Here is a 23,084-nt window from a genome sequence, read left to right as displayed (position 1 = left end):
GCATCGCGTTCCGCTTTGACAAGACGCCAGAAAGCTACGAGGCCGGCCTGCATCTGTGCGGTGCGATGCTCTGGCTCCGCAGCATCGCACCACATTCATAATCCGATCTCCAGACAGGACCTAGCCGTTCTCGTCCTGGACGCGACCACCGGGCAAGTCGCCCTGCTGGCACTCATCGGACAGCTTCCTCCCGCACTGCTCGCCCTGCACGCAGGCGCCTTGGCCGACCGGTATCCGAAGCGACCACTCATGGTCGTCGGGGACCTGGCCAGCGCCACCGCGCTGGCGACCCTGCCGGCGGCCGCCGCCCTGAACGCCTTGACCCTGACGCACCTGATGATCGTCGCCGCCGTCCAGTGCGCCGCCGGTGTGCTCCACGACGCCGCGGCCATCAGCCTGCTGCCGAGTCTGGTCGACAGATCCCTGATCCAGCGCAGTAACTCCCGGGTGGGATTCCTGTTCGCCGTCGCAGCCACCGGCGGAAGCAACCTGGGCGCGGCCCTGACCGCGCTGCTCGGCCCGGCCCGCGCCCTTCTGGGTGACGTCCTGTCCTACCTCGTCAGCATCTGGTGCACCGCTCGGATCCAGGTCCGCGAGCCCCGCCGCGCGCCGGAGGCCTCGCCGCGTCTGCGGCGCGAGATCGGCGAGGGGCTGCGGTACGTGGCCGGCGATCACCGGCTTGCCGTGCTCACCGCGGTCAACGCGACGACCTCCTTTGCCCTGGCGCTCCTGAACACCCTGTGGGCGCTCTACCTGCTTGTTCCCGCTTAACGACCGTGTTGCTTTCTGCCTGATGGCCCGTCTGACCTGGTTGTTTGCTTGTTGCACTCGGCCGGGTTGCATTGATACCCATCGGTCATGCACCAATCGACGTACTCATCAGCAGGTTGGGAATCCTGGGGACTTGCGTTCAGACCGGCGATCCCGGAAGGGATGCCTTTGCTGTTCGACGACGACCTCCTCTTCGAAGACAGCAGCGGCATCCGTCCCACCACCGTGATCAACTGCTGGGCCTGCGAGCTGCCTGCGAATGGATGCCCCGCGCCGAAGTCGTGGCCCTACTACGTGCGGACGGTTCGTGAGTGGCTGGAGTTCATATCCACGCACGGGGTCGCCCTGTTCGACACGCGGCGTCGACTGAAGGCAGTCCTGAGCGCGTACTCCGTCTATCGAGCCCGGGGCCCTATCAAGCACCGCTTCGAGGCGTCTACGTGGAACCAGAGCATGGGAATCCTGGCGGGGTTCTACAAATGGGCGAAAGACGAGGGGTATGCAGACGCCGAGCCGTTCACGTACCGGCAGGCGGTCTGGGCTTTCAAGGGGCAAGTCCGTCGCGGGCAGGTCAACCAATCGCGGCGGCGCCAGGCGAAGCCGCATGTGACGATCAAGTATCTCGACGACGACTTCACCGTCATCTTCCTCAAGGCGCTGGCGGGGTTGGATCCTGACGGAGAGCGGGATCTGCGGTACCGGGGGCGGGAGCTGGCCCGGAACTCAGCGATCGGCCGCATGATCGTCTCGAGCGGGCTACGGAGCCAGGAATACACATACCTGCTGGTCTGCGAGGTGCCCCTGCTCCCCTCGCGGAGGACTGCGGTGCCGGTGTCGCTCCCGGTCCCATCCGGTGTCACCAAGGGAAGCAAGTACCGTGAGTCGTGGATCGACTACGACTCACTGGCTGAGCTGCACTCCTACATCGCTCTCGACCGAGCAGCCGCGACGTTCGGATCGTCGTGGCGGCCGCCGGCCCGCTGGGGAGAGCCGCTGTTCGTGACGGACCCGGATCAGAGGGGCGGACGCGTCAACGGGGTCCGTGTGCAGTGGAGTTCGCTCGGCCCTGACGAGCGGCGGCGTCTGGTTGCCCCAGAGGGTGGTTCGATGCTGCTGTCGGCGTGGGGCCAGGGACGCCCGTTCACCGGATGGTCCACCGTCTTCGCCAGGACCGCTGACCGCATCCGCGAGCGATACGAGCCGCGATTCCCGCACGTCAATCCGCACCGGCTGCGTCACACCATGGCCATGGCGACCATGGCGCGGCTGATGCGCGGCTGGTACGAGCAGGCTGCTCGCCAGGTCCGTGACACCGATGACGATGCCGCCCTGGCGCACTACCTGCGGACCCAGGAGCCGCTGCTGATTCTGCGCGATCTGCTCGGACATACCAGTTCATTGACCACGGAATCGTACCTTCACCGTCTGGACGTACTTCGCCTGTTCACCTCCCTGTATCGGCAGGTCGGCAAGGAATACGGGTTGCTGGACGAGGACGTCGAGCTGGAGCTCGAGACTGAGTTCGACGACGAACCGGCGGTGGTCTGATGCCGGCCACCGTCACGCTTGACCCGCTGGGTGTGCACTGCCTCTTCAGCGACGGGTCGGAGTACCGCCGTCGTCTACGTGTGCGGCGGCCAGTGGTGCTCCCAGGGCTGGCGCGCACTCTGCTCGAGGGTGCTACAGATCTGGTCCATCCGCATGGGCAGGTCGACAGCGCTGGAGGCTTCGACCTCTACCTCACGGCCGTCCGCGGCTTCACCGACTGGTTGGTGGAGTTCGGGTTCTCCGGCGGGGCCTCCGACCTGACTCGCGCACTCCTGGCCCGGTACTGGCGGCAAGGGGTGCGATCCGCGCAGGAGAGCGCGCTGCGGGCGATGTTGCGCTGCGCGGATGACCAGGGGCAGATTCTGGCGCCGGATGTGCGCACGTTCGTCGATGGTCGGCTGTTCAACACGGGCGAGCGGTACGGCTCGCACCAGCCGTACAGTGGCTCTATAGACGACAAGTGACTCCAGTCGGAAGGTGGCTTCTGACTCCACTCGGTGCGTCCCAGACGTGGCCATGAAGATGAGATCTGACTCCACGTAGGGAGCCAGGCGGCTGATGATCTCCGGGGTAGTAGCCGGGGACGGGGCCCTACGGGCGACGAATGAGGGTTGGTGTCGTTCCCTCGACAGCACCTTCTGGCGCGCATTCCGCCTGGACCGCCGTGCGGCACTCCGACCCGCGTCACCGGGCGCAGCTGTGCTGCTTTCTCGCTTCATCCTTGGGGAGGGGGCGGGGGTAGTGCGGGGTTGGGGGTGAGGATGCGGCGTAGTACGGCTTCGACTTCGTCGCGGGTGGGGGGCTGGGAGTTGGCGAGGCCGTGCAGGGTGATGCCCTGGGCGGCGGCTGCGACGGCTGCGGCGGTGACGGGGTCGGTGTAGTGGGAGATGGCCCGGATGTTGTTTGCGGTGTGCCGGTCGGCGAGGGAGCGGAGTTCGGGGCGGCGCAGGGCGGCGAGGTAGAGCTCGAACTCCATGACGTTCTGGCCGCGGCTGTCCGTGGTGAAACTGCCCATGAGGGCATCGGTGAGCAGGACGGCGAACTGCTCGGGGCTCAGATGGGGGCGCTGGGCGACCCATTGGTCGAGGTAGGCGCCGAAGCGGTCGACGGAGCGTTCCAGGGCGGCTTTGATGAGGTCTTCGCGGGTGGCGAAGTGGTAGGTGGTGGCCCCGAGCGGGACGCCCGCCTCTTGGGCCACGGCACGGTGGGTGAGTCCCTCGATGCCGCGCCGGGTGATGACCCGTTCCGTGGCGTTGACGATCTCTTCGATGCGGCGCTGTGGGTCGCGTTTGCGGCGCGGCTGCGCCGTTCGCCCGCCCGACTCCGTCATCGCGCTGTCCTCGGCGGGCCGGCGGGTCGGTGGTGGTGAGGCGGGACGGTCACGGCAGGGCTCCCTCAGGGTCAGTCGTTCGGATCAGTCTAGGACGTCTGTACCACTGGGGCGGTACGGAGCATTGCCGTAGAAGATGGTCCATCCGGTGATGCAAACCTGCGGCCGCGTGTCCGATTTGCGACAGATCGCAGAATCCGTACAGTACAGATGTACTAGTTTTTTGCTGGCTTCGAGCCACCGCGTCGACACAAGGAATGACCATGCCTACCAACCCCGCGTTCACCGCCTGCCTGGCCGTCAACGACATCACCGAGACCCTGGACTTCTACGAGTCGCTCGGCTTCGGCGTCAGCCGCGAGTCGATCTCCAGCGACGGCGTCCACCTCGTCTTCAACGGCGAGCGCATGGCCTTCATGGTCCAGCCAAAGACCGAGGCCAACGCCTTTCTCCCGCAGGTGGCACAGGACAAGCCGGGCGCCTCCGCCTTCTTCTACCTCGACGCCCCCGACTTCGACGCCGCCTGCGCGAAGATCCGCGACCAGGTCGAGGTCCTCAAGGAAGCCGAGGACGGCGGCTACCGGATGATGTACTTCCGCGACCCCAACGGCTACGCCGTCGCCCTGAGCGCCAACGCCACCTGACCCAGCCACAGGACAGCACCCAGCGCCCGCACCGGGGCCGGTCCCCCACCAGCGGGCCTCCCTCGCAGGCCGTGCGTGGGACCGGCCCCAGCGAGGCATGGGGAGACCAGCAGCCACGGCCCGCTCCCGCCGCGGCCCTGCACGCCACAGCAGCACATCAGGAAGAGAACAGACGTCATGAGCGACAGCAGCACCCTGGCGGGGAAGATCTCCTGCCACGCGATCTGGGGCCGGGACGGACGCCGGCTCGCCGAGTTCTACGCCGCCGCCCTGGGCACTGAGATCGCCGAGGCGTACCCGGACGAGGAAGGCAACGAAGCCGCCTTCGCCCTCTCCCTCCAAGAGTCGATGTACGTCTTCTACACCGCCGAGTCCTTCGCGGCCCCCCGCTGGCCGGAAGAGGAACTGCCCTTCCACCTGGACATCTCTTTCGACGACGTCCCGACCGCTGAGAAGCAGCTGCTCGCACTCGGGGCCACCAAGCCGACCCACCAGCCAGGCGGCGAGCACTGGACCGTCCTGCTCGACCCCTCAGGCCAGCCGTTCTGCATCAACACCAGCACATAGGCGATGGCCACGCTGCTCCTCGCGCTCCGCCAGGACCGGCAACAGCAGCCCGGTCCTGCGCCGGTCGAGCCGTCTCTCCCCGAGAGCGCACAGCCCGACATGCCCTCGCGCGCGTCGCCGCGTGCAACTCGACCTTCGAAACGGGCACTGGCACCACCTGGGACTGCCGGAGGGAAGCCCCCCCAGTGGAGTCAAAACTCGCCTATACGAGATCGCTGCCCTAGCCGCGGAGTCAGAACCCACCTTCCACTGGTACCGACACTCACCTATAGAGCCACGTACAGCGAGGCCGAATGGGCCCGGCTTATCGATACCTGCCGGAACGAGGTCGATGGCGCCTTCCACGCGTTCTGCGCGGCCCGGGAGCTGGCCTCGTCAGCTGACGGGCCTGGGGCTTCACTCCGTGAGCACACTGTCCATCACTGGCTGGTGATGAACAACGGGCCCGCCCCGCTGGTCAGCGAGATGGCAGAGCGCGGCGCGTTCCCCTTCCGGCGGAGATACGGAGTCGGTCTTCTCGCGGTGCTGGATCCGTTGATCCCGACCCTGGACGTGATGATCGCCTATCAGCTGCTCTTCGGCGCCTACACCGGGGTGGTCCCGGACGGGATCGCGGACCTGGGGCTCGATGACATCGAGTGGGCGGGTGACGAGAAGATCCTCCTCAGCTACGTCAAAGGCCGCACAGCTGCGGAGAGCCTTGCTCTGTCACGTCAGGCCACTCGCCTACTCGAGCAGTGGCTCGACCACTCCGCAGTGGCTCGACGCTTCGCGCCCGAGGAGTTGCGCCAGGAGCTCTGGGTGCGTTTCACGCCTGGCGGCACACGGGCCGGAGAGCGCTGGCTGGCCAAGCCGCCGACGCACCTGTCCCTATGTGGGTGGGTGAAGCGGCGCCAAGCAGTCGACGAGGAGGGGCACCCCACGCAGATGAGCGGTGACAACGGCCTCCCCCTGGCCCTTCACCGACACCGCATCCGTACTACCCACGACGCGCTGAAGGACCGGTCGCACTGGCGTGGCAGCCGCCGGACCACGCTCGATCCGAACCGGTCCCCCGGCGTTGAGGGGGACCACTACCTGACGAACACGACGCCGGCTCAGCGTGAGGCAGCGGAAGACATCATCGCCCAGGCCCAGGAGGATCTCGTGCGCCGGGCGATGCCGCCCTTGGTGCTGGCCACCGCGGAGATGGCCGACCTGGTGGAGAACTATCCCGAGCACATGAAGCGGCTCGGCCTGGACGACGACGCCTTGGCACAGCTCCTGTCCGGGGAACGCGACGTCTTCACCGCCGCATGTGGGGACCAGCTGTCTGGTCTCCACGGGCCGAAGGGGAAGCCCTGTCCGGCGCGCCCGTGGGTGTGCCTGCTTTGCCCGCTGGCCTTGTTCGCCCCCCGTCATCTGCCGAACCTGCTGCGGCTGCGGGCGTTCTTCTCCCGCCAGTGGCAGCAGATGACCACCGCCGAGTTCATCCCCGTCTTCGGCCCATACGCCCATCGTCTCGACGAGATCCTGACCCCCGACCGGTACTTCTCCGAGCACGCGCTACGGGCAGCCGCTGCCGAGGTCACCGACTGCGATGTCGAGCTTCCCCTGCGACCTGAGGAGCACACCGTATGACCACCCTGCACCGGCCCACGGGCCTCGCGGCCACCTTTTCGCGATCCGTCTTCCGAGGTGAAGACGTGTGCGCTGTGGCCGGTCTACCGGTTCACGGCGCGGGCCCGCATCCTCACTTCAATGACGCAATCTGGGACTTCACCGGTGTCATCGGGCTGCCGCGCTACCTCGCGCGGCACGCGCGGATCTTGTCCTTTACCGAGATTCTCAATGCCCAGTGGAGGGAACTCGCGAAGGAGTTCATCCTCGCCCGGCTCGCACCGGACCATCACGCTGTGCGGGAGCTTGCCCACGCCTACCGAACGCCCGTGCAGGTAGCCACGGTGCACGGGCGGTTGACCGTGCTGGCCGGCTGGCTGAACTGGCTCACCGACCAGGGGTGGATGATCTCGGGGAGGTCACCCAGCAGCACTGCGCCGCCTACCTGGAACTTCGCAAGAAGGTACGGGACAAGCACGGCGTCGTGATCCGTGACAGCAGCCCCGGCTACCGCATGGACGTCGTGGCGGTCATCCAGGAGATCGGCTACTACACCGAACTGTTCTCCACCGGCGGCTACGTGCCGGGCTTTCGTCCGTGGGGGCGACGCACGGCGTACTCCGTCGCCGGGTTGGTCCGTCGGACGGGCAACACGACACCGCCGCTGAGCAACGACGTCTTCCAGCCGCTGGTCGCGGCGGCCCTGTACGTGGTGGAGGTGTTGGCACCTCACGCCATGGAGCTCCAGCAACAGCTGCAGGAGATGGTGCCGAACCGCCCAGGCCGCAACAACAGCGGGCGGCCGTCCTGGAAGGTCGAGGTCGCACAGGCCATCGACCGCCACGTACAGGAGGCCGATCCGTTCGATGTCGCCCTCGATCACGTCGTAGCCGAGCGACTGGCGGACGGCTGGTCTCCGGACGATCCGCTGCTGAGGGTGAACCTGATCTCCCTCGCCCACGAGACAGGACGGCACGCCTTCCACTACACGTGGCTGCCCACCCTGCGCGGCCAGCTGGAGAAGGCCGTCAGGGAAGTCGGCCTGTCCAAACGCTGGGGTCGAACGGCCGCCCTGGTCGAACGCGCGGACGGACGCGGCAGTGTCCCCTGGACCCTGCCGATAAACACCACCGAGGCCCGACTGCAGCTCTCCCGCGCCCGCACAGCCTGCCTCATCGTGCTCGCCGCGCTGACCGGAATGCGCAGGAGCGAACTGGCTGAGCTGACCCACGACTGCCGCCAGCCTCCCGAACAGCTCGGCGAAGGCCGCATCCGCTACCGCCTGAAAGCTAAGATCATCAAAGGCCGGAAGCTGGGCGGCGATCACGACCAGTGGGTGACCATCAAGCAGGCGTACGACACCGCCGGCGTAGCCGCCTCGCTCGCCGACCCGGTGAAGAACACCGGTCACTTGTTCAAGTCGCTCTCCTTCTTCACCCCGTATGAATGGTTCCTGACCTGGGTCAATGGGCCGGAAGGCCGCCGTCTTGGGCTGGCGCCGATCCCCGAGGTGCCGGTCAGCCTACGGATGCTCCGCAGAACCCTCGCGGTGGAAATGGCGCACCGGCCCGGTGGTCTGCTGGCCGCCAAGATCCATCTCAAGCATATTTCCGTGGTTACCACCGAGGGTTATGCGGACCGCCCCGGTGGGGCCCAGTCGGTGCTGATGGCCGAGTTCGGCCAAGAGGAGCGGGAGCACAAGATGCGTGTCGCCCTCGACGCATTCCACGACTACCAGAACGGTATCCGGCCTGCGGGGCCTGGCGCCAGCGACCTCCTGGACTTCTTCGCGTTCGTCGACGAGCAGCTGGACTTCTCTGGGGCGCCGAACATCAAACGCAGCGACCAGGAGGTGACGAACCTGCTCGCCAAGCGGGCCAGGTCCCTGCACCTGGGGCCGGCGAACTACTGCTGGTTCCTCGATCCGTCCAAGGCGCTGTGCCTCAAGCTCGCCGGGGCCCGCGCCCACGGGGCGACAGAGCCCTTGATCGGCATATGCGATTCAGCGCGGTGCCCCCAGGCCACCCACCATGCCGGGCACCGCCCGGTATGGGCGGCCAGTGCCGACAGCAAGAAGGTCTTCATCGCCACCATCGGACGCGCACAGCGGACGGAGAAGGCCCGGCTGAGTACGGAACTCGCCCGCGATGAGCGGGTGCTGGCCGAGATCGACGCCCTCTGCGGAACGGGGGCATGACGTGGCCCGCATCAGTGACGAGACCCGGCGGAACAACGAGATGGCCATTCGGCAGGTCATGGAACGGCTGCTTGCCGGTGACGTTCCCGCAGGCGGCAAGTGCGACGTGAAGGCCCTCGCGACCCAGGCCGGGGTCGCCCGCACCGGTTTCTACCCCAAGAAGAACCGTGACGGCTCGCCACGGCCTGGCCCCTACCAGCACTTGGCAGAGGAGTTCGAGCGGCGGTTGGCCGGGCTTCGGGAAACGGGCGTGATTCCGGACCCGCGGGCTGCACAGGTCGAGCGTCTCAAGGAACAGGTGTTCGGACTGAAGGAACGCCTCGCCGAGCGTGACGCGCAGATCGGTGGGCTCACTGACTTCCAGGAGCGGGCTCTGTCGCAGATCGCTGCCCAGAGGATGGAGATCGAGCGGCTTCGCGATGTCTTGGCCGGGCCGTCGAATGTTCGTGCTCTGCCGAGCAGTTCCGGAGCGCGTGCGCCGTACGGATCGTGCAGCTGAGCACGGTTGTCTGTAGGGGGCGGCTGCCGGGATCACGGATGCCGGGCAGCCGCCCCCTGGTGTTGTTCTGGGGACCTGCTCGTCTCGACGAGGACGCGCAGTCCCGGCTCGTCACCAGCCGATGGTGAGGCGAGATTCGGTCCGCGTGACGCGGACACCGGTGGTGAGCCGGTCGTCGGGGGTGGTTGCGGGGTAGGCGGTGACGACGAGCTGCTGGGGCCTGTCCTGGCTCCAGCAGCGCAGGAGGCAGTTCCTGGCGGCTGAACGGGCGTGACGGTGGTGGTGCTCAGCTGATGGTCGGGCTGCGGCGTTCGACGAGGACGACGCCGCGCCACTGGCCGTGGTGGAGGCCGATGCGTTCGCGGGTGCCGATGACGCGGAACCCGGCCTTCTGGTGCAGAGCGAGGCTGGCTGTGTTCTCCGGGAAGATCCCGGACTGCACCGTCCAGATTCCGGCGGCTTCCGTAGAGACCAGCAACGCGGTCAGCAGGGTGAGTCCCACGCCGCGTCCGCGGGCTTGGGGACCGACGTAGACGGAGTGCTCGACCACTCCGGCGTACACGCAGCGGTCGGAGACCGGGACCACGGCGGCCCAGCCCAGGACGCGTGCCTGCTCGTTGAGGGCGACCAGGCGGTGCTCGGGCAGCTTGGCCGCGTCGAACTCCTTCCAGTTCGGAGCGGTGGTCTCGAAGGTGGCGTTGCTCTCGTCGATGCCGAGCTGATAGATCGCCAAGACCTGTTCGGCGTGCTCGGGCCGCATCGCCGTGATGCGCCCGCTTGTCGCCGGCGCGGCGGTGGTCATGCCGTCTCGATGCCGAGTTCGGCGAGCAGGCCGCGGATGCGCCGTTCGATCTCGTCCCGGATCGGGCGGGCCGTCTCGACGCCGTGCCCGGCGGGGTCGTCGAGTTTCCAGTCGAGGTAGGTCTTGCCGGGGTAGACGGGGCAGGTGTCGCCGCAGCCCATGGTGATCACCAACCAGATCCTCGACATCCTGCTCGACAACGCCCGTCGGCACGGCAGCGGAACCGTCACGGTGAGCCTGCGCGACCTCGGGTCCGCGCTCGCCCTCGATGTCGCAGACGAGGGGACGCCCGTCCTGGACCCGAAGGCTGTCTTCGCACGCGGTGCGACCACCGGCCCCGGCTCGGGCATCGGGCTCGCCCTGGCGCGGGAGCTGGCCGAGGCCGCCGGAGCCCGGCTCGCCCTCAGCGGGACCGGGCCCACCCGGTTCACGCTGCTGCTCCCGTGAAGGCCGGGGGGACGCACGGACCGTCGTCAGTCACGTCGATGACGGCGCTCCCCCGGGCGTAGCGCAGGGCGTTGTCCAGCAGCGGGCTTCACCTACGTTCGAGCACGGAGGCCGGCACGCCGACCGCCAGGCCCTCGTCCATGGCCGCGACCTCGACCGTCTCACCTGCGCCGGAGCGGTGCAGGTCAAGCGCACCGTCGAGCACCAGGTCCCCCGCCGCCGGACCCCGCACGTCCGCCCGTCTGAGGGCCGCCCGCAGGCGGGCGGCGAGCTCGGCGACCTGCGGATAACCCGGTGAGCCGGTCGGCGATCTGGTGGTGGGCCGTGAGGAACACGACGAGAGCTAGGTATCCGTTGGCCCGCAGCGCCTGGCATACGTCCCGGCCGTCCGCGTCCGGCAGCCCGACGTCCAGGACGACCACGTCGAAACTCTCGACGGCGAGCCGCATGGCGCTCGCACCGTCCTGGGCCGGGCGCCGCCTCGAAGCCCTCGTCCAGCAGGCCGTGCAGGAGCACGTCGCGCAGGGCGTGGCCGTCCTCGACGAGGAGGATGCGCTGCCGCATCAAGGGGTGCTTCCGTCCCCGGCCTCGACGGCCCGGGTACGCCACAGGCAGACGGAGCCGGTCAGGGCCAGCCAGGCGGCGGCAAACAGCCAGCCGCCGACCACATCGGAGAACCAGTGCACGCCGAGGTAGACGCGGGTCAGGCCCACCGACGCGGCCCACAATCCGATCACCACGAGCGGCAGCAGAGGGACCCGGGAGCCCCGCAGCAGCAGGGCCGCGATCAGGAGTCCGGCGGTCACAGCGGCGGTGGTGGCGTGGCCGGAGGGAAAGGACCAGCGTGAGGCGTGCGTCGCCCAGTCCCCTGCCAGCGGGCGCGGCCGGGCGATCAGGGACATCGCGGCGTACCGCAGGGCCTGTCCGGCGCCGAGACAGAGGGCGAACCCGGCGGCGGCGGCGACACGCTGGGGCCGGGCCCGGCCCACGGCCAGCCCCGCCAGGACGACCAGGACGTAGGGGACGGCTCCGGTGCCGGTGGCGGTAATGGCGCGTGCCACCGCCAGGGCGAGGGCGGGCCGGTGTTGCAGAGACCAGTTGTGCAGGGCCGCGTCGGCGGGCAGCAGCCCGTCCGGTGCCTGGAACACCCAGGCGGTGAGCAGGGCGAAGGCAGCCGCGGCGGCCAGGGCCGCCCAGCCGAACCGGCGGGCGGCCCTGCGGCGGGTCACGGCGCGGCCAGGAGGGGGCGCAGCGGGCCGCGTCCCAGCCGCTCGGCGAGGACGTCCTGGTTGCGGCGCACGGTCCAGGCGGCGAGGAGGGCCACAGTGACGCCGACGAGGAAGCCGGCGAGAACGTCGTGGGGGTAGTGCGCACCCACCCAGACCCGGGAGGCGGCCATCAAGGCCGCCGCCACCAGGGCGACCGCGCCCAGTCGGCGCGAGACGAACAGCAGCGCGACGGCCGCGCCGGCGGCGAGGGCGGCGTGGTTGCTGGGGAAGGACCAGTCACCCGGGGCGGGGCACGCTTCCAGGGTAATCACGTGCAGGCTCTGGCACGGCCGGTCCTCCCGGACTGCCAGCTTGACCAGGTCGTTCACGCCGTAAGCGAGGACGGTGATCACCGGGACAGCGAGCGCGGTGACCGCCGCCGGAAGGCCCGCGCGGCGGGCCGGCCACCAGGCGGCGAGCATCAGCACCGCGAACAGGGCCAGCCCGTAGGTGGACCAGCCGACGATCAGGCTGTCGAGCCAGGTGGGGGCCAGGTGGGCGAGGTCGGTGACCTCGAGGTAGGCGGGGCCGTCGATGGCCGAGCCGTCGTACGCGAGATTGATCAAGGGGCCTCATTCTTGAGCTTGGCGGCCCGCCGGGAGCGGAGCAGTTCGGCTGCCAGCGGCAGCAGGGACACGATGACGATGAGGGCGATGATCGGCAGCAGGTACCGGTCGACGTTGGGGATGGAGGAGCCGAGCGCGTAGCCGGCCATCACCAGACCGACCGTCCAGACCAGGCCGCCGGTCACCTGCCACAGGGTGAAGACGCGGGCCGGGATGTTCAGAGCCCCGGCGAGCGGGTTCAGGACCGTGCGCACCACGGGGACGAAGCGGGCCAGCACGATCGCCTTGGCGTGCCCGTACCGCTCCAGCAGCTCCTGAGCACGCTCGGCCCCCTCGTGCAGGCGCTTGGAGCGGCTCCGGGCGAGGACCGCTCCGCCCGCCCGGCGCCCGATGAGGTATCCGACCTGGGCGCCGGCCAGCGCACCGGCCGCCGAGGCCGCAAGGACCCAGGGCAGGGACAGCGTCGCAGCCTTGTCCGCGGTGCCCGCGCACAGCAGGCCCGCAGTGAAGAGCAGGGAGTCGCCGGGCAGGAAGAAGCCGACCAGCAGCCCCGTCTCGGCGAACATCACCACCGCGATGCCCAGGACGCCGAAGGTCGCCAGCAGCGACTGGGCATCGAGGAGGTTCACCGCGAGTGGGGCTGCGGCGAGGACGGATACGGCCATGAGTGAGTGGCCTCTCACTGAAAGCGGGCAGGGGCAGCCGGATGGAACAACGGTCGACTACAATCACGTAGACGGTCTACTGAACTGTAGACGATCAGAGAATGAGGAGAAAGTAATGGCCGAGGGCGCTGCCGAGCGCAGGCCGGCGGGTGAGCTGGAGGCGAGTGTGCTCGCGGCGCTGTGGGCCGCGGGCGGGCCCCGGACTGCAGGGCAGGTGCAGCGCAGCCTGCCGGTGGAGCTGGCCCGCACGACGGTGACGACCATCCTGTCCCGCCTCTTCGAGAAGGGGACCGTCGGCCGGGAACGTTCCGGCCGGGGATTCGCGTACTTCCCCGTCCAGGACGCGCACGGCCTGACCGCCCGGCGGATGCACCACGAGCTCGACAAGGACAGCGACCGCCAGACCGTGCTGGCCCGGTTCGTCTGCGACCTGGGCCCCGAGGACGAGCGCATACTGCGCGACCTCCTGGAGGGCGGTAGCGGACGGTGATCGCCGCGCTGCTCGTGCCGCTGCTGATGCCGTTCGCGGCCCCGACGCTCGTGCGGTGGACGGGCCCCCGCCTGCGGCCGACGGCCGCGCTGTGGGCGCTGACCGCGACCGCGTGCGTTCTGGCGGGCGCCTGGCTGGCGGCGCTCGGCGGCCTTCTGCTCGCCGGCGGACTCACCGTGTCCGCCCTGGCCCGCCTCGGCCACCTGATCCGCCCCCTGGACGTCGCGCCTGCCGTGGTCGCCTATCCGGTGACCGCGTTCGCCGTCGGCGCCCTCGCGGTCTGCGCGTACACCGTGACCCGCTCAGCCCTGCGCCAGTACCGCCAGTACCGCACCGCCCATTCGCAGCTGCGCAACGCGCCCACCGCGGGAGACCTCAGCGTCCTGGACCGCCCCGACGCCGACGCCTACGCCCTCCCCGGCAACCCGGGGCGCATCGTGGTGACCTCCGGCATGCTGCGCGCCCTGGACGGACCCGAGCGCGAGGCCCTGCTCGCCCACGAACGGGCCCACCTGGCCGGCCGCCACCACTACTTCCTCGCCACCGCCGACCTCGCCACCCGCTGCCATCCCGCAATGCGGCAACTGCGCGACGCCATCGCCCTGGCCGTCGAACGGGTCGCCGACGAAGCCGCCGCGACCGCGGTCGGCGACCGGCTGCTGACAGCGCGGGCCATCGGCCGCGCAGCCCTCGCAGGGGCGACCGGCAGGCCTGCCCGCCCCGCCTTCGCCGCGCGAGCCGCAGGCGGCCCCGTACCCCAGCGCGTAAAGGCCCTGCTCCAGCCGGCCGCCACCCACCACAGGCTGGCTGTCGCGGCGGGCTGCCTGCTGCTCGCCTGCTCGGCCGCCACCACCGCCGCAACCGCCGTTGGGCTCGCGAGCCTCCACAGCAGCGTGGAGATCGCCCAGGGCGAGACAGAGCACAACTGACGGCAGATCACCACAGAAACTTACCTCCCCTTTACCCGCGAACCTCGTTTGGGGAGACGGTCATGTCCCGTGCTCAGCTCGCACTCAACGTCGCCGACCTCGAAGCGTCGGGCGCCCTCTACTCCAAGCTCTTCGGCGTCGAGCCCGCGAACCGGCGCCTCGGCTACACGAACTTCGCGATCACCACCCCGCCGCTCACGTTCGCCCCCATTGAGGGCGAACCCGGGCAGGAGACCCGCCTGGACCACCTCGGCGTCGAAGTCGACTCCACCGACCAGGTCACCGCCACCACCCGCCTCAAGGAGCCGAACTGGCCACCTTCGAGGAGAACGACACCCCCTGCTGCTACGCCCTCCAGGACAACGTGTGGGTCGACAGCCCCGGCAAGGAGCCGTGGGAGGTCTACGTCGTCAAGGCCGACGCCGACCAGCTGGGCAAAAACCCCGCTCTGGACGGCGACTCCCGCTGTTCCGGACAGAACGAGACCGCCGGCGCCGCAGCATCCGCGTCGGCGGCTGCGGGCTGTGCCTGCGGCAGCGGAGACAAGCGCCGTGCACATCCTGCGCTGATCCGCGCGGGCCCGGGGCTCGTCAGGCCGGGTGCAGGGTGCGCCGGGACGGGCCGGCCGCGCGTCGGCAGCCAGGCGCAGGGCGTAGACGGCGGGCGTGTCATCGGGTTCCGTGACGGGCCGAAGTAGACCCGGTCACTGGCCTGCTCGTCACCGTCGCGATCCTGCTGGTCCTCAAGGACGCCGCCCGCGAGGTCTACCGGCGTCTGATGGACTCGGTCGACCCCGCCGGGCAGAGCGGCCCCTTCGGGCCGTCCGGCGGCGACACCCAGGGCGACGTCGACGAGCAGGACCGAGCGCACGCCGAGTTGGACGACCGGCGTACGGACCTCTGACTGTCCCGTCCCATTTCGCGCCCTCCTGGTCGCGCCGCTGACCAGGGTCGGGAGTGCGTTGCCGCTGGCTGGGCTTCGACAGTGGTTGTCCCGGTCTTCGTTGTTGGTGGTCGTATCAGCCCTGCAGAGCTTGGAGGGTGGCGTCGAGATCGGTGCTGCGGGGCTGGTTGTGGGGGAGTTTGGCGAGGGCGACGGCCATTCCGCAGGTGTTGGTGGCGGCGGAGAAGACCAGGCCGGTACCGATGGCGGCGGACAGCCAGCGGGCGGGGCGCCAGCGGATGCCGGCGGCGAGGCCGAGGACGACGAGGGATCCTGCGGCGAGGCGGACCTGGCGTTCCATGGGCCAGACGGCCCGGCCGTTCTCGGGGCGGTGGAGGGTGTGGCCCTCGCTGGCCCATGCGGTGGTGCCGCCGGTGAGGGTGGTGGCGGGGATGTCAGCTGCGGCGAGTTCGGTGCAGGCGGTGGTGGAGCGGTTGCCGGAGGCGCAGACCATGAGGAGGTCGCCGCGGGCGGCTGCGGCCTTGAGGGCGGGCAGTGCGGCGTGGAGGTGGTCGAGGGGGATGTTGTGGGCGCCGGGGAGGTGGCCGGCTGCGTATTCGCCGGGGGTACGCACGTCGATGACGGTGTATTCGTGCAGGCGGGCGGCGGCCTGGGCGGGGATGAGGGCGGTGGGGGCGGTCATGTGCGGGGTGGTCCCTTCGTAGCTCGGGGGCGGGTCTCCGCACCCGGTATGATACCCCTAGGGGTATTTCTTCTGTGGAGGTGGACAGTGGAGCTTGAGATGGCGGCCGATGAGCTGAAATCGGTGCTGAACCGGCTGCGGCGGGCTCAGGGGCAGATCGCGGGGATCATCAAGATGATCGAGGAGGGCCGGGACTGCGAGGACGTGATCACGCAGCTCGCGGCGGTCTCCCGGGCGTTGGACCGGGCCGGGTTTGCGATCATCGCGACCGGGCTGCAGCACTGCATGGCCGAGGGCGGCCAGGCCGCCGGTGACCGCGATGAGATGCGGGCCCGGCTGGAGAAGCTGTTCCTGTCCCTGGCCTGACGGGAGTGGTGGCCGCCGTGTTCATGCGATCACGTCGATGAGCATGAACGCGGCCACCGCCAGGAGCACGCCGGCGAAGACTCTCTGCAGAGTGGGGCCGGAGATCTTGGCGGCGAGGCGTTTGCCGTCCCAGGCGCCGAGGATCGCGGCCCCGGTAAAGGGTCCGATGACTTCCCACTGGATGCCGCCGCCGGTTCCGGTGCGGGCGGTCAGGGCTGCGAGTGAGTTGACGGTGATGACGAGCAGGCTGGTGCCCACCGCCCTCTTCATCGTCAGCCCGAGCACGCTGACCAGGGCCGGGACGGCGAGGAATCCGCCTCCGACGCCGAGGAATCCGGTCACCGCACCGAGTCCGGCGCCTGCCCCGGCCGCCTTGCCGGGCCGTATCCGGTCTGCCGGCTCGGAGGTGGAGGGGCGGAGCATGCGCAGGGCCGCCAGCGCGGCGATCACCGCGAACGCGATGGTCAGGACCGCTTCGGGCAGGTGCCCGGAGGCTGCTCCGGCGAGGTAGGCGGGGATGATGCCCGCGGCTGCGAAGAGCGCTCCGGCCTTCCAGGCGACGTGGCCGTCGCGTGCGTGGGCGTACAGGGCGGTGGCGGAGGTGGCGGCCACGATGATCAGGCTGGCGGTGGTGGCCGCTGCCGGGGTGAAGCCGAGCAGGTAGATCAGGGCGGGCACGGCCAGGACGCTGCCGCCGCCTCCCAGGGCTCCGAGGGCGAGGCCGATGACGGCCCCGGCGATGAGGGCGAGAACGAGGGCCATCACGCTATCTGGCCGCTGTTCCCGCGTTCGTCGCTGACCGGGTATCCGGAGGCGGCCCACGCGTTCATGCCGCCCTTGACGTCCACCGCCTGTTCTCCGCGCTGGGTGAGGAGTTTGGCCGCCTGCTGGGAGCGGTGTCCGCTGCGGCAGATGACCACCAGCGGCCGGCCCGACGCTCCGGGCGGCAGTTCGCTGCCGGCGACGAGCTTCGACAGCGGGGCGTGCAGGGCGCCGGGGGCGTGGCCGGCGTTCCACTCCGGCCTTTCGCGGACGTCGAGCAGGATCGCGTCCGGGGCCTGGCCGCCGGTGCGGCTGCGGGCCTGGTCCACGCTGAGACGGGACTGGTTGCGGCGGAAGAGGAACATGATGTTCTCCCCCTTTCTCGTACTGGGGGTGGGGGTCAGCCGGCGGTCAGGGGCAGGCCGGCGTCGGTGGCGGCGTCGTCGACGGCGACGACATCCCGGCCTGCCGCGTCCAGCAGGGACGCGGCGATCGCGGCGCGCATACCGCCGGCGCAGTGCACCCACACCGTCCCCTGCGGTACCTCGGCAAGGCGGCCGTGGAGCTCGTGGATGGGGATGTGCACCGATCCTTCGATCCAGCCGTTCGCCCGCTCGGAATCGCGGCGCACGTCCAGGACCACCACGTTCTCGATGCCGTGGGCGGCGAGCCCGGCGAACGTGGAACGCGGGAAGGAGGCGGGTGTCTGCCCGGTGCGCAGCCAGGCGGCGGGGCCGCCGGTCGCGGCGGCGGCCGGCCGGTCAATGCCCACCCGTACCAGTTCACGCTGGGCTTCGGCCAGTTGCTGGGCCGATTCGGCAAGCAGGGTGACCGGCTTGCCCCAGGGGATCATCCAGGCGAGGTAGGTGGCGATCTTGCCGTCGGCCTCGAAGTTGAACGACCCGGCCACGTGCCCCTCGGCGAAGGCCACGCGGTTGCGCAGGTCGACCACCCACTCGCCGGCCGCGAGTCGTGCGGCGATCTCGCGGGCGTCCGCGAGCGCGGGCGGGGTCAGGTCGACCGGGGCGGGGCCCGCGGCGTTGGCCGGGCCCATGTGCGCGTAGTAGGCGGGCACGTCCTCAAGCCCGGCCAGCAGGTCGGCGACGAAGGTGTCCACATCGACGGTGAGCGCCGTGTTGGCGCTCTTCTCCTTGCCAATGGTGGTCTGGTCCCCACCGGACTGGGCGGAGGAGCAGAAGCTGCCGAAGCCGTGAGTGGGCAGCACCGCCGTCTCGTCGGGCAGGCCGGCGGCCAGGCGGTGGGCGGAGGCGTGCTGGGCGCGGGCGAGCTGTTCGGTCAGCCGCGGCTCGACCAGGTCCGGGCGGCCCACCGTGCCGATCAGCAGGGAGCCGCCGGTGAAGACGGCCACCGGCCGTCCCGCCTCGCGCAGCGCGTAGGAGATGTGGTGCGGCGTGTGGCCCGGGGTCGCGATCGCGGCCAGCGTCACCCGGCTGCCGGCGTCGATCTCCACGGAGTCGCCGTCTGCGACGGGCACCCGCGCGAACGAGACCTTCGCGTCGGCCGGCACGAGATAGCGGGCGCCCGTGACCCGGGCGAGTTCGAGACCGCCGGTGACGTAGTCGTTGTGCAGGTGCGTCTCCACCACATGCGAGATCCGCACACCGCGCCGGGCGGCCGCGGCCAGGACCTGGTCGATGTCGCGCGGCGGGTCCACCGCCGTACGCTCACCGCCAGCCAGGTAGCTGCGGTTGCCGAGACCTTCCAGCTCGATGGTGGCAACGAAGAACACGCGGGTACTCCTTTCGCATGAAAATTACCCCGGGGGGTATCCGTTTCCACCGTAACACCCGTACCCCCGGGGGTATATTCCGCGGGGGGCGCCATACCCGGGCCGGCACCCGACCGCCTCCGCAAGAAGCGGGGCCAGCAGACGAGGAAGAGACGATGACGATGACCTACAGCCGCACCGTGCACGTGACCGGCGACTTCGAGGAAACCGTGAGGGCCGTGCGCGAGGCCCTGGCCGAGCAGGGCTTCGGCATCCTGACCGAGATCGACGTGCAGGCGACGCTGAAGGAGAAGCTTGGCCACGACATGGAGAACTACCTGATCCTCGGCGCCTGTAACCCGCCGCTGGCCCACCAGGCGATCGAGGCGGACCGTTCCATCGGCCTGCTTCTGCCCTGCAACGTCGTCGTCCGCAGTGACGGTGAGCGCATCGCCGTCCAGGCCCTCGACCCCGCCACGATGGTCACCCTGACCGGCCAGGACGCTCTCAAGCCCGTCGCCGAGGACGCCACCCGCCGCCTCGACGCCGCCCTGTCCACCCTCACCCGGCAGCGGACATGACCTCAGGCCGTCCGGACTCCGGGCACCCCCGCCGGGCGGCCCGCGAGTTGCGCCGGGACGGGTCGGCCGCGCGTCGGCGGCCAGGCGCAGGGCGTAGACGGCGAGCGCGTCCTTGGGTTCCGTGACGGGGCCGAAGTAGTGGTGTCAGGTGGCACCAGGCGGGCAGATCCAGCGGGGCGGCCGGGTCGGCGGCAATGACGTGGACGACCGTGCCGCGCTGGGCGTCCTTGATGCGGCCAACGAACCGCAGGAGGAGGGTGACGCAGAGCAGGCCGGTGATGTCCGGCGCCGGGATCGGGGCGGCGCTTACCGGGGCAGTGCCTGCGTGACGCGCCATAGCCGCCTGGGCAGCCCTCCCTCCTCGAAGGCGTGCACCTCGTTGAGGGTCCAGCCGTCGGCGAGGTCGTCGACCAGGCCGCGGGGGAAGAAGTGCGCCGCGAAGCCGCCGTGTTCCCAGATGTCGTCGCCGTGCCCGGCGCCCGCACCGTAGTGGGCGTCACCGGTGTGCCGCACGGTGTAGACGAAGACCCCGCCGGGGCGCAGCACCCGGCGTACCTCGGCGACCAGGGCGTGGAGCTCCTTGGTGGACAGGGCCATGCACAGCAGCATGTGCGCGAACACCGCGTCCACCGAGGCGTCCGGCAGCGGCAGTGCCTCGCGCACGTCGTGCACCGCGGTCGTCACCCGCTCCTCGACGCTCTGGGCACGGGCGGCGTCGCGCAGTTGGTGAAGGCCGGTCGGGCTGAAGTCGGTGGCCTGGACGGTGAAGCCCTGGCGGGCGAAGTGCAGGGCGTCGCGGCCGTGCCCGGCCCCCAGCTCCAGTACGTCGCTCGCCCCGGCCGCGCGGAACACCTCGGCGGCGTGGACGGCGGGCTGGGACGGCTCCTCGCCGTACATGCCGGGATGCTCGCCGTACGTCTGCTGCCAGTGCTCCAGCTGGGCAGCGGCCAGCTCCCGCTCGCGCTGATACATGTGGACGCCCTTCCCGCCGCCCGGCTGGTGCCGGGACTTTCTGCGGGACAGCCTAGATCCCCACGATGCGGCCGCAGCGGGCGCTCCTCAACGGCGGCTGTGACTGGGCGCAACAGCGGCGAACAGGCCGCGCCGCAGTCAGTGGCTGCGGGGCGCGTACATGATCACGGCCATCCCAGCGAGGCATACCAGGGCGCCGATGACGTCGTAGCGGTCGGGCCGGTAGCCGTCGGCGACCATGCCCCAGGCGATCGACCCGGCGACGAAGATGCCGCCGTAGGCGGCGAGGATGCGGCCGAAGTTGTCGTCGGACTGGAAGGTGGCCACCACGCCGTACACACCCAGCGCGATGACGCCGGCGCCGATCCAGATCCAGCCCTTGTGCTCGCGGATGCCCTGCCAGACCAGCCAGGCGCCGCCGATCTCGAAGAAGGCGGCGACGACGAACAGGGCAACGGAACGAGCGATGGTCATACCGGCTGACCCTACCGATGGCCCACGCCCGTGATCTTCACGGGGTCACCGGACGCCTGGCAGCCGCATCCGCCCTCACCTGCGGTCTTGGGAGTGCACGAGCAGGCGCGGCGGCGCCGGCCGAGCCACCAGGTTCCGGCGGCGAGCACGGCCAGGACGACGGCGAGGGCGGGCAGCCAGCCCACCACCGCTCCGGCGCCGGCGCCGACGACGCCCGCCGTGATCAGGACGGGCAGCGCGCAGCACGCCACACAGGCCAGGGCGGCCAGGCCCCCGAGCGCTTTCGGGGCGCGGTGGGGGCGGGGGTCAGCAGCAGGGTCCGGCATTGCGGTTCTCCTCGGCGAGGTCGGTGAAGGGGATGGGGCAGCAGGCACTTGCGGCGCAGAGGGTCAGGTCGTCACAGCCCGCCTCGACCGCGTCGGCCAGGGCAGCGCGGATGGTGGTCAGGTCGGCGATCTTCGCGTCGACCTCGGCGAGCTTCGCGGCCGCCCGCTCCTGCAAGCCCGGGACCGGCCGGCCGTGGCGATGGCGGCCGGTCTCCAGCAGCTCGGCGACCTCGTCGAGGGTGAAGCCGAGGCGCTGGGCCGCCTTGATGACGCGCAGCGCCGTCACCGCGTCGTCGCCGTACAGGCGGTGGCCGCCGGTGCTGCGCTGCGGATCGGCCAGCAAGCCGCGGCGTTCGTAGTAGCGCAGGGTCTGGATGTTCACCCCGGCGGCTTCGGCGACCTGACCGCTGCGCAGGCCCTCGCTCACGGCCGTTCCCCGGCCAGGGCGCCGGCCCGGTCGGCGAGCGCGCTCAGGACCGGCTCGTGCTCCTGGTCGACCGCGATGTCCAGCTGCACCTGGACATCGTCGCCGGTGGTGGTGAAGGTGAAGAACGAGCAGCAGCCGCTCTCCCGTTCGGCCAGGTCCCGGACCTGCTCCTGCACACCGGCGCCGCCGGACAGCCCCAGGCGCAAGCGCAGCGGCCCGTCCCAGGACACCTCCCTGAGGTGCTCGGTGAGCAGCGCATCCCACTGCGTCACCCGCAAGGGTTGCTCGGGTGTGGGCAGGGTGCAGGACTGCGGCACCCACTCCAGGTCGGTCATCGTGCTCACTCCCGTCGTCGGGTCCCCTTGACGGTGGAAGCCGGGGACAACTCCGACGGTAAACCTGTACCTGGGTACCGGATGCAAGCTCGGGGGCGGGCAGCCGGTTCTGGCCGCCCGCCCCTCAAAAGCGCCGGGCCCGGAGCCCGGGTGGAGTCAGCTGCAGCAGTCGCACCCGGGGCGGCAGCCGCACGGGTCCGTTTCGGCGCTCACGGGCGCGACAGCGGCGGCCGGGGTGGCGCAGCAGCCCTTGCCCTGCCAGGCGTCGCGGCCTTCCTTGACCGCGACGGCGGCGATGACCAGGGCGGCGATCGGGTCGGCCCAGGACCAGCCGAGGGTGGCGTTGAGGATCAGGCCGACCAGGAGGACGGCGGACAGGTAGGTGCACAGCAGGGTCTGCTTGGAATCGGCGACCGCGCTGGCGGAGCCGAGTTCACGACCCGCGCGGCGCTGGGCGGCGGACAGGAACGGCATGATCGCCAGCGACAGGGCAGCGATGACGATGCCGGGGATCGAGCGGTCCGCCTCGCCGGTGCCGGCCAGGGCGCGAAGGGCGTCGACACTGACGTAGGCGGCGAGCGCGAAGAAGGAGACGGCGATGATCCGCAGCGTGGTCTTCTCCCGGGCCTCGCGCACAGCGTGGTCGCGGGCGGAGAACTGCCAGGCGACCGCGGTCGCGGAGGTGACCTCGATGACGGAGTCCAGGCCGAAGCCGATCAGCGCGGTGGAGGAGGCGATCGCGCCGGCGGTGATGGCGACGATCGCCTCGATGACGTTGTAGGTGATGGTCGCGGCGACCAGCAGACGTATGCGGCGGGTGAGCGCGTCACGGCGGGCCGGGGAGGGCCCGAGGGATATTGCGGTCATCAGCAGCAGCCCTTCTCGGCGGTGTCCGGGCAGGTCTTGTCCGCCTCGACGGCGACTACCGCGCCGCGCAGGTCGTGCAGCGCGTGGCCGAGGCGTTCGTCGGCCAGCACGTAGCGGGTGCGGCGGCCGTCCGGGACGGTGACGACCAGGCCGCAGTCGCGCAGGCATGCCAGGTGGTTCGACAGCCGGGTTCGGGAGACGCCGAGCGCTTCGGCGAGGTCGGCCGGGTAAGCGGGGGCCTCGCCGAGCGCGAGCAGGATGCGGCAGCGGATCGGGTCGGCGAGTGCGCGGCCGAAACGGGCCAGCACCTCGATGTCGGAAGCAACAGTCAGCACACC

Annotated in this window: 31 protein-coding genes and 4 pseudogenes; 17 read left to right on the top strand and 18 right to left on the bottom strand. The window is 70.3% G+C overall.

The window, feature by feature from the left end; genetic code table 11:
- Positions 1-60: 60 nt before the first annotated feature.
- The 3 genes from OTB20_RS29490 to OTB20_RS29480 all read left to right on the top strand — a co-directional run bounded on the left by OTB20_RS29490 (position 61) and on the right by OTB20_RS29480 (position 2,783).
- Positions 61-771: an MFS transporter gene (locus OTB20_RS29490; protein ID WP_267822079.1), complete on the top strand. Its 711-nt coding sequence runs from the start codon at positions 61-63 to the stop codon at positions 769-771.
- 162 nt (positions 772-933) lie between these two features.
- Complete coding sequence (locus OTB20_RS29485; protein WP_267822091.1) at positions 934-2,319, top strand: site-specific integrase; 1,386 nt, start codon at positions 934-936, stop codon at positions 2,317-2,319.
- Complete coding sequence (locus tag OTB20_RS29480) at positions 2,319-2,783, top strand: hypothetical protein (protein WP_267822078.1); 465 nt, start codon at positions 2,319-2,321, stop codon at positions 2,781-2,783. The genes OTB20_RS29485 and OTB20_RS29480 overlap by 1 nt, the downstream gene beginning before the upstream one ends.
- Positions 2,784-3,034: 251 nt before the next feature.
- On the opposite strand, the gene OTB20_RS29475 is transcribed toward OTB20_RS29480, so the two are convergent.
- Positions 3,035-3,649, bottom strand: coding sequence for a TetR/AcrR family transcriptional regulator (locus OTB20_RS29475; protein WP_267822076.1), 615 nt, complete (start codon positions 3,647-3,649; stop codon positions 3,035-3,037).
- Positions 3,650-3,912: 263 nt separating this feature from the next.
- On the opposite strand from OTB20_RS29475, the gene OTB20_RS29470 reads away from it, so the two are divergent.
- From OTB20_RS29470 to OTB20_RS29445, 6 genes are all read left to right on the top strand, one after another.
- Positions 3,913-4,293: a VOC family protein gene (locus OTB20_RS29470; RefSeq protein WP_267725449.1), complete on the top strand. Its 381-nt coding sequence runs from the start codon at positions 3,913-3,915 to the stop codon at positions 4,291-4,293.
- Between the two features lie 177 nt (positions 4,294-4,470).
- A complete protein-coding gene (locus OTB20_RS29465; RefSeq protein ID WP_267822075.1) occupies positions 4,471-4,860 on the top strand; it encodes a VOC family protein in 390 nt (129 codons plus the stop codon).
- Positions 4,861-5,289: 429 nt separating this feature from the next.
- A complete protein-coding gene (locus OTB20_RS29460) occupies positions 5,290-6,480 on the top strand; it encodes a hypothetical protein (protein ID WP_267822073.1) in 1,191 nt (396 codons plus the stop codon).
- Positions 6,477-6,947 (top strand): hypothetical protein, encoded by a 471-nt coding sequence (locus OTB20_RS29455; RefSeq protein ID WP_267822072.1) that lies wholly within the window; start codon positions 6,477-6,479, stop codon positions 6,945-6,947. The genes OTB20_RS29460 and OTB20_RS29455 overlap by 4 nt, the downstream gene beginning before the upstream one ends.
- On the top strand, positions 6,860-8,656 hold the full coding sequence (locus OTB20_RS29450; protein WP_267822071.1) for a site-specific integrase: 1,797 nt from the start codon (positions 6,860-6,862) through the stop codon (positions 8,654-8,656). Before OTB20_RS29455 ends, OTB20_RS29450 begins: the two co-directional genes overlap by 88 nt.
- Position 8,657: 1 nt before the next feature.
- Positions 8,658-9,155, top strand: a complete 498-nt coding sequence (locus OTB20_RS29445) for a hypothetical protein (RefSeq protein WP_267822070.1) — start codon at positions 8,658-8,660, stop codon at positions 9,153-9,155.
- 286 nt (positions 9,156-9,441) lie between these two features.
- Here the strand turns inward: OTB20_RS29445 and OTB20_RS29440 are convergent, their stop codons facing one another.
- Positions 9,442-9,957 (bottom strand): GNAT family N-acetyltransferase, encoded by a 516-nt coding sequence (locus tag OTB20_RS29440; RefSeq protein WP_267822069.1) that lies wholly within the window; start codon positions 9,955-9,957, stop codon positions 9,442-9,444.
- Positions 9,954-10,130, bottom strand: a pseudogene (locus tag OTB20_RS29435) (phosphotyrosine protein phosphatase); the annotation flags it as partial. The gene OTB20_RS29440 and the pseudogene OTB20_RS29435, both read right to left, overlap by 4 nt.
- Between OTB20_RS29435 and OTB20_RS29430 the strand changes: the two are divergent.
- Positions 10,117-10,404 carry an ATP-binding protein gene (locus OTB20_RS29430; RefSeq protein ID WP_267822068.1) on the top strand — a complete coding sequence of 96 codons (288 nt, stop codon included), beginning with the start codon at positions 10,117-10,119 and terminating at the stop codon, positions 10,402-10,404. The pseudogene OTB20_RS29435 and the gene OTB20_RS29430 sit on opposite strands and share 14 nt — an antisense overlap.
- A 196-nt stretch (positions 10,405-10,600) precedes the next feature.
- Here OTB20_RS29430 and OTB20_RS29425 read toward each other — a convergent pair.
- From OTB20_RS29425 to OTB20_RS29410, 4 genes and pseudogenes are all read right to left on the bottom strand, one after another.
- A pseudogene (locus tag OTB20_RS29425) lies at positions 10,601-10,968 on the bottom strand (response regulator transcription factor); the annotation flags it as partial.
- A complete protein-coding gene (locus OTB20_RS29420) occupies positions 10,968-11,633 on the bottom strand; it encodes a phosphatase PAP2 family protein (RefSeq protein ID WP_267822067.1) in 666 nt (221 codons plus the stop codon). The pseudogene OTB20_RS29425 and the gene OTB20_RS29420, both read right to left, overlap by 1 nt.
- Positions 11,630-12,235 carry a phosphatase PAP2 family protein gene (locus tag OTB20_RS29415; RefSeq protein WP_267822089.1) on the bottom strand — a complete coding sequence of 202 codons (606 nt, stop codon included), beginning with the start codon at positions 12,233-12,235 and terminating at the stop codon, positions 11,630-11,632. Before OTB20_RS29415 ends, OTB20_RS29420 begins: the two co-directional genes overlap by 4 nt.
- Complete coding sequence (locus tag OTB20_RS29410) at positions 12,235-12,903, bottom strand: DedA family protein (RefSeq protein ID WP_267822066.1); 669 nt, start codon at positions 12,901-12,903, stop codon at positions 12,235-12,237. Before OTB20_RS29410 ends, OTB20_RS29415 begins: the two co-directional genes overlap by 1 nt.
- A 115-nt stretch (positions 12,904-13,018) precedes the next feature.
- Between OTB20_RS29410 and OTB20_RS29405 the strand changes: the two genes are divergently transcribed.
- The 5 genes and pseudogenes from OTB20_RS29405 to OTB20_RS29385 all read left to right on the top strand — a co-directional run bounded on the left by OTB20_RS29405 (position 13,019) and on the right by OTB20_RS29385 (position 15,225).
- Complete coding sequence (locus tag OTB20_RS29405) at positions 13,019-13,393, top strand: BlaI/MecI/CopY family transcriptional regulator (protein ID WP_267822065.1); 375 nt, start codon at positions 13,019-13,021, stop codon at positions 13,391-13,393.
- Positions 13,390-14,322 (top strand): M56 family metallopeptidase, encoded by a 933-nt coding sequence (locus OTB20_RS29400; protein ID WP_267822063.1) that lies wholly within the window; start codon positions 13,390-13,392, stop codon positions 14,320-14,322. The genes OTB20_RS29405 and OTB20_RS29400 overlap by 4 nt, the downstream gene beginning before the upstream one ends.
- Before the next feature lie 62 nt (positions 14,323-14,384).
- Positions 14,385-14,764 (top strand): annotated as a pseudogene (locus tag OTB20_RS29395) (ArsI/CadI family heavy metal resistance metalloenzyme); the annotation flags it as partial.
- 254 nt (positions 14,765-15,018) lie between these two features.
- Positions 15,019-15,117, top strand: a pseudogene (locus tag OTB20_RS29390) (cation diffusion facilitator family transporter); the annotation flags it as partial.
- Complete coding sequence (locus OTB20_RS29385) at positions 15,100-15,225, top strand: hypothetical protein (RefSeq protein WP_267822061.1); 126 nt, start codon at positions 15,100-15,102, stop codon at positions 15,223-15,225. The pseudogene OTB20_RS29390 and the gene OTB20_RS29385, both read left to right, overlap by 18 nt.
- 115 nt (positions 15,226-15,340) lie before the next feature.
- On the opposite strand, the gene OTB20_RS29380 is transcribed toward OTB20_RS29385, so the two are convergent.
- The gene (locus OTB20_RS29380) at positions 15,341-15,907 is read right to left on the bottom strand and encodes a rhodanese-like domain-containing protein (protein WP_267822060.1); all 567 of its coding nucleotides are present in this window, start codon (positions 15,905-15,907) and stop codon (positions 15,341-15,343) included.
- A gap of 87 nt (positions 15,908-15,994) precedes the next feature.
- On the opposite strand from OTB20_RS29380, the gene OTB20_RS29375 reads away from it, so the two are divergent.
- A complete protein-coding gene (locus OTB20_RS29375) occupies positions 15,995-16,273 on the top strand; it encodes a metal-sensitive transcriptional regulator (protein WP_124276065.1) in 279 nt (92 codons plus the stop codon).
- A gap of 21 nt (positions 16,274-16,294) precedes the next feature.
- Here OTB20_RS29375 and OTB20_RS29370 read toward each other — a convergent pair whose 3' ends face one another.
- The 3 genes from OTB20_RS29370 to OTB20_RS29360 are packed head-to-tail and all read right to left on the bottom strand — an operon-like array spanning position 16,295 to position 18,785.
- Complete coding sequence (locus OTB20_RS29370; protein ID WP_267822056.1) at positions 16,295-17,038, bottom strand: sulfite exporter TauE/SafE family protein; 744 nt, start codon at positions 17,036-17,038, stop codon at positions 16,295-16,297.
- Positions 17,035-17,400 carry a rhodanese-like domain-containing protein gene (locus tag OTB20_RS29365; RefSeq protein WP_267822054.1) on the bottom strand — a complete coding sequence of 122 codons (366 nt, stop codon included), beginning with the start codon at positions 17,398-17,400 and terminating at the stop codon, positions 17,035-17,037. Before OTB20_RS29365 ends, OTB20_RS29370 begins: the two co-directional genes overlap by 4 nt.
- Positions 17,401-17,435: 35 nt before the next feature.
- Complete coding sequence (locus tag OTB20_RS29360; RefSeq protein ID WP_267822052.1) at positions 17,436-18,785, bottom strand: MBL fold metallo-hydrolase; 1,350 nt, start codon at positions 18,783-18,785, stop codon at positions 17,436-17,438.
- Positions 18,786-18,946: 161 nt separating this feature from the next.
- Between OTB20_RS29360 and OTB20_RS29355 the strand changes: the two genes are divergently transcribed.
- Positions 18,947-19,345, top strand: a complete 399-nt coding sequence (locus tag OTB20_RS29355) for a DUF302 domain-containing protein (RefSeq protein ID WP_267822088.1) — start codon at positions 18,947-18,949, stop codon at positions 19,343-19,345.
- Between the two features lie 306 nt (positions 19,346-19,651).
- On the opposite strand, the gene OTB20_RS29350 is transcribed toward OTB20_RS29355, so the two are convergent.
- From OTB20_RS29350 to OTB20_RS29320, 7 genes are all read right to left on the bottom strand, one after another.
- Positions 19,652-20,317: a class I SAM-dependent methyltransferase gene (locus OTB20_RS29350; protein WP_267822050.1), complete on the bottom strand. Its 666-nt coding sequence runs from the start codon at positions 20,315-20,317 to the stop codon at positions 19,652-19,654.
- Between the two features lie 138 nt (positions 20,318-20,455).
- Entirely contained in the window at positions 20,456-20,791 is a 336-nt protein-coding gene (locus tag OTB20_RS29345; RefSeq protein ID WP_267822048.1) for a YnfA family protein, read from the bottom strand.
- Positions 20,792-20,802: 11 nt separating this feature from the next.
- Positions 20,803-21,117, bottom strand: a complete 315-nt coding sequence (locus OTB20_RS29340; RefSeq protein WP_267822046.1) for a hypothetical protein — start codon at positions 21,115-21,117, stop codon at positions 20,803-20,805.
- Complete coding sequence (locus OTB20_RS29335) at positions 21,098-21,544, bottom strand: MerR family transcriptional regulator (RefSeq protein WP_267822044.1); 447 nt, start codon at positions 21,542-21,544, stop codon at positions 21,098-21,100. The genes OTB20_RS29340 and OTB20_RS29335 overlap by 20 nt, the downstream gene beginning before the upstream one ends.
- Positions 21,541-21,879: a hypothetical protein gene (locus OTB20_RS29330; protein WP_267822086.1), complete on the bottom strand. Its 339-nt coding sequence runs from the start codon at positions 21,877-21,879 to the stop codon at positions 21,541-21,543. Before OTB20_RS29330 ends, OTB20_RS29335 begins: the two co-directional genes overlap by 4 nt.
- A 156-nt stretch (positions 21,880-22,035) precedes the next feature.
- Entirely contained in the window at positions 22,036-22,746 is a 711-nt protein-coding gene (locus OTB20_RS29325) for a cation transporter (RefSeq protein WP_267822042.1), read from the bottom strand.
- Positions 22,746-23,081 (bottom strand): ArsR/SmtB family transcription factor, encoded by a 336-nt coding sequence (locus OTB20_RS29320; protein ID WP_267822040.1) that lies wholly within the window; start codon positions 23,079-23,081, stop codon positions 22,746-22,748. The genes OTB20_RS29325 and OTB20_RS29320 overlap by 1 nt, the downstream gene beginning before the upstream one ends.
- Positions 23,082-23,084 lie beyond the last annotated feature (3 nt).

The organism is Streptomyces sp. H27-H1 (assembly GCF_026627445.1).
Lineage (GTDB): Bacteria > Actinomycetota > Actinomycetes > Streptomycetales > Streptomycetaceae > Streptomyces.
This window is presented reverse-complemented; position numbering and strand designations above follow the sequence as displayed.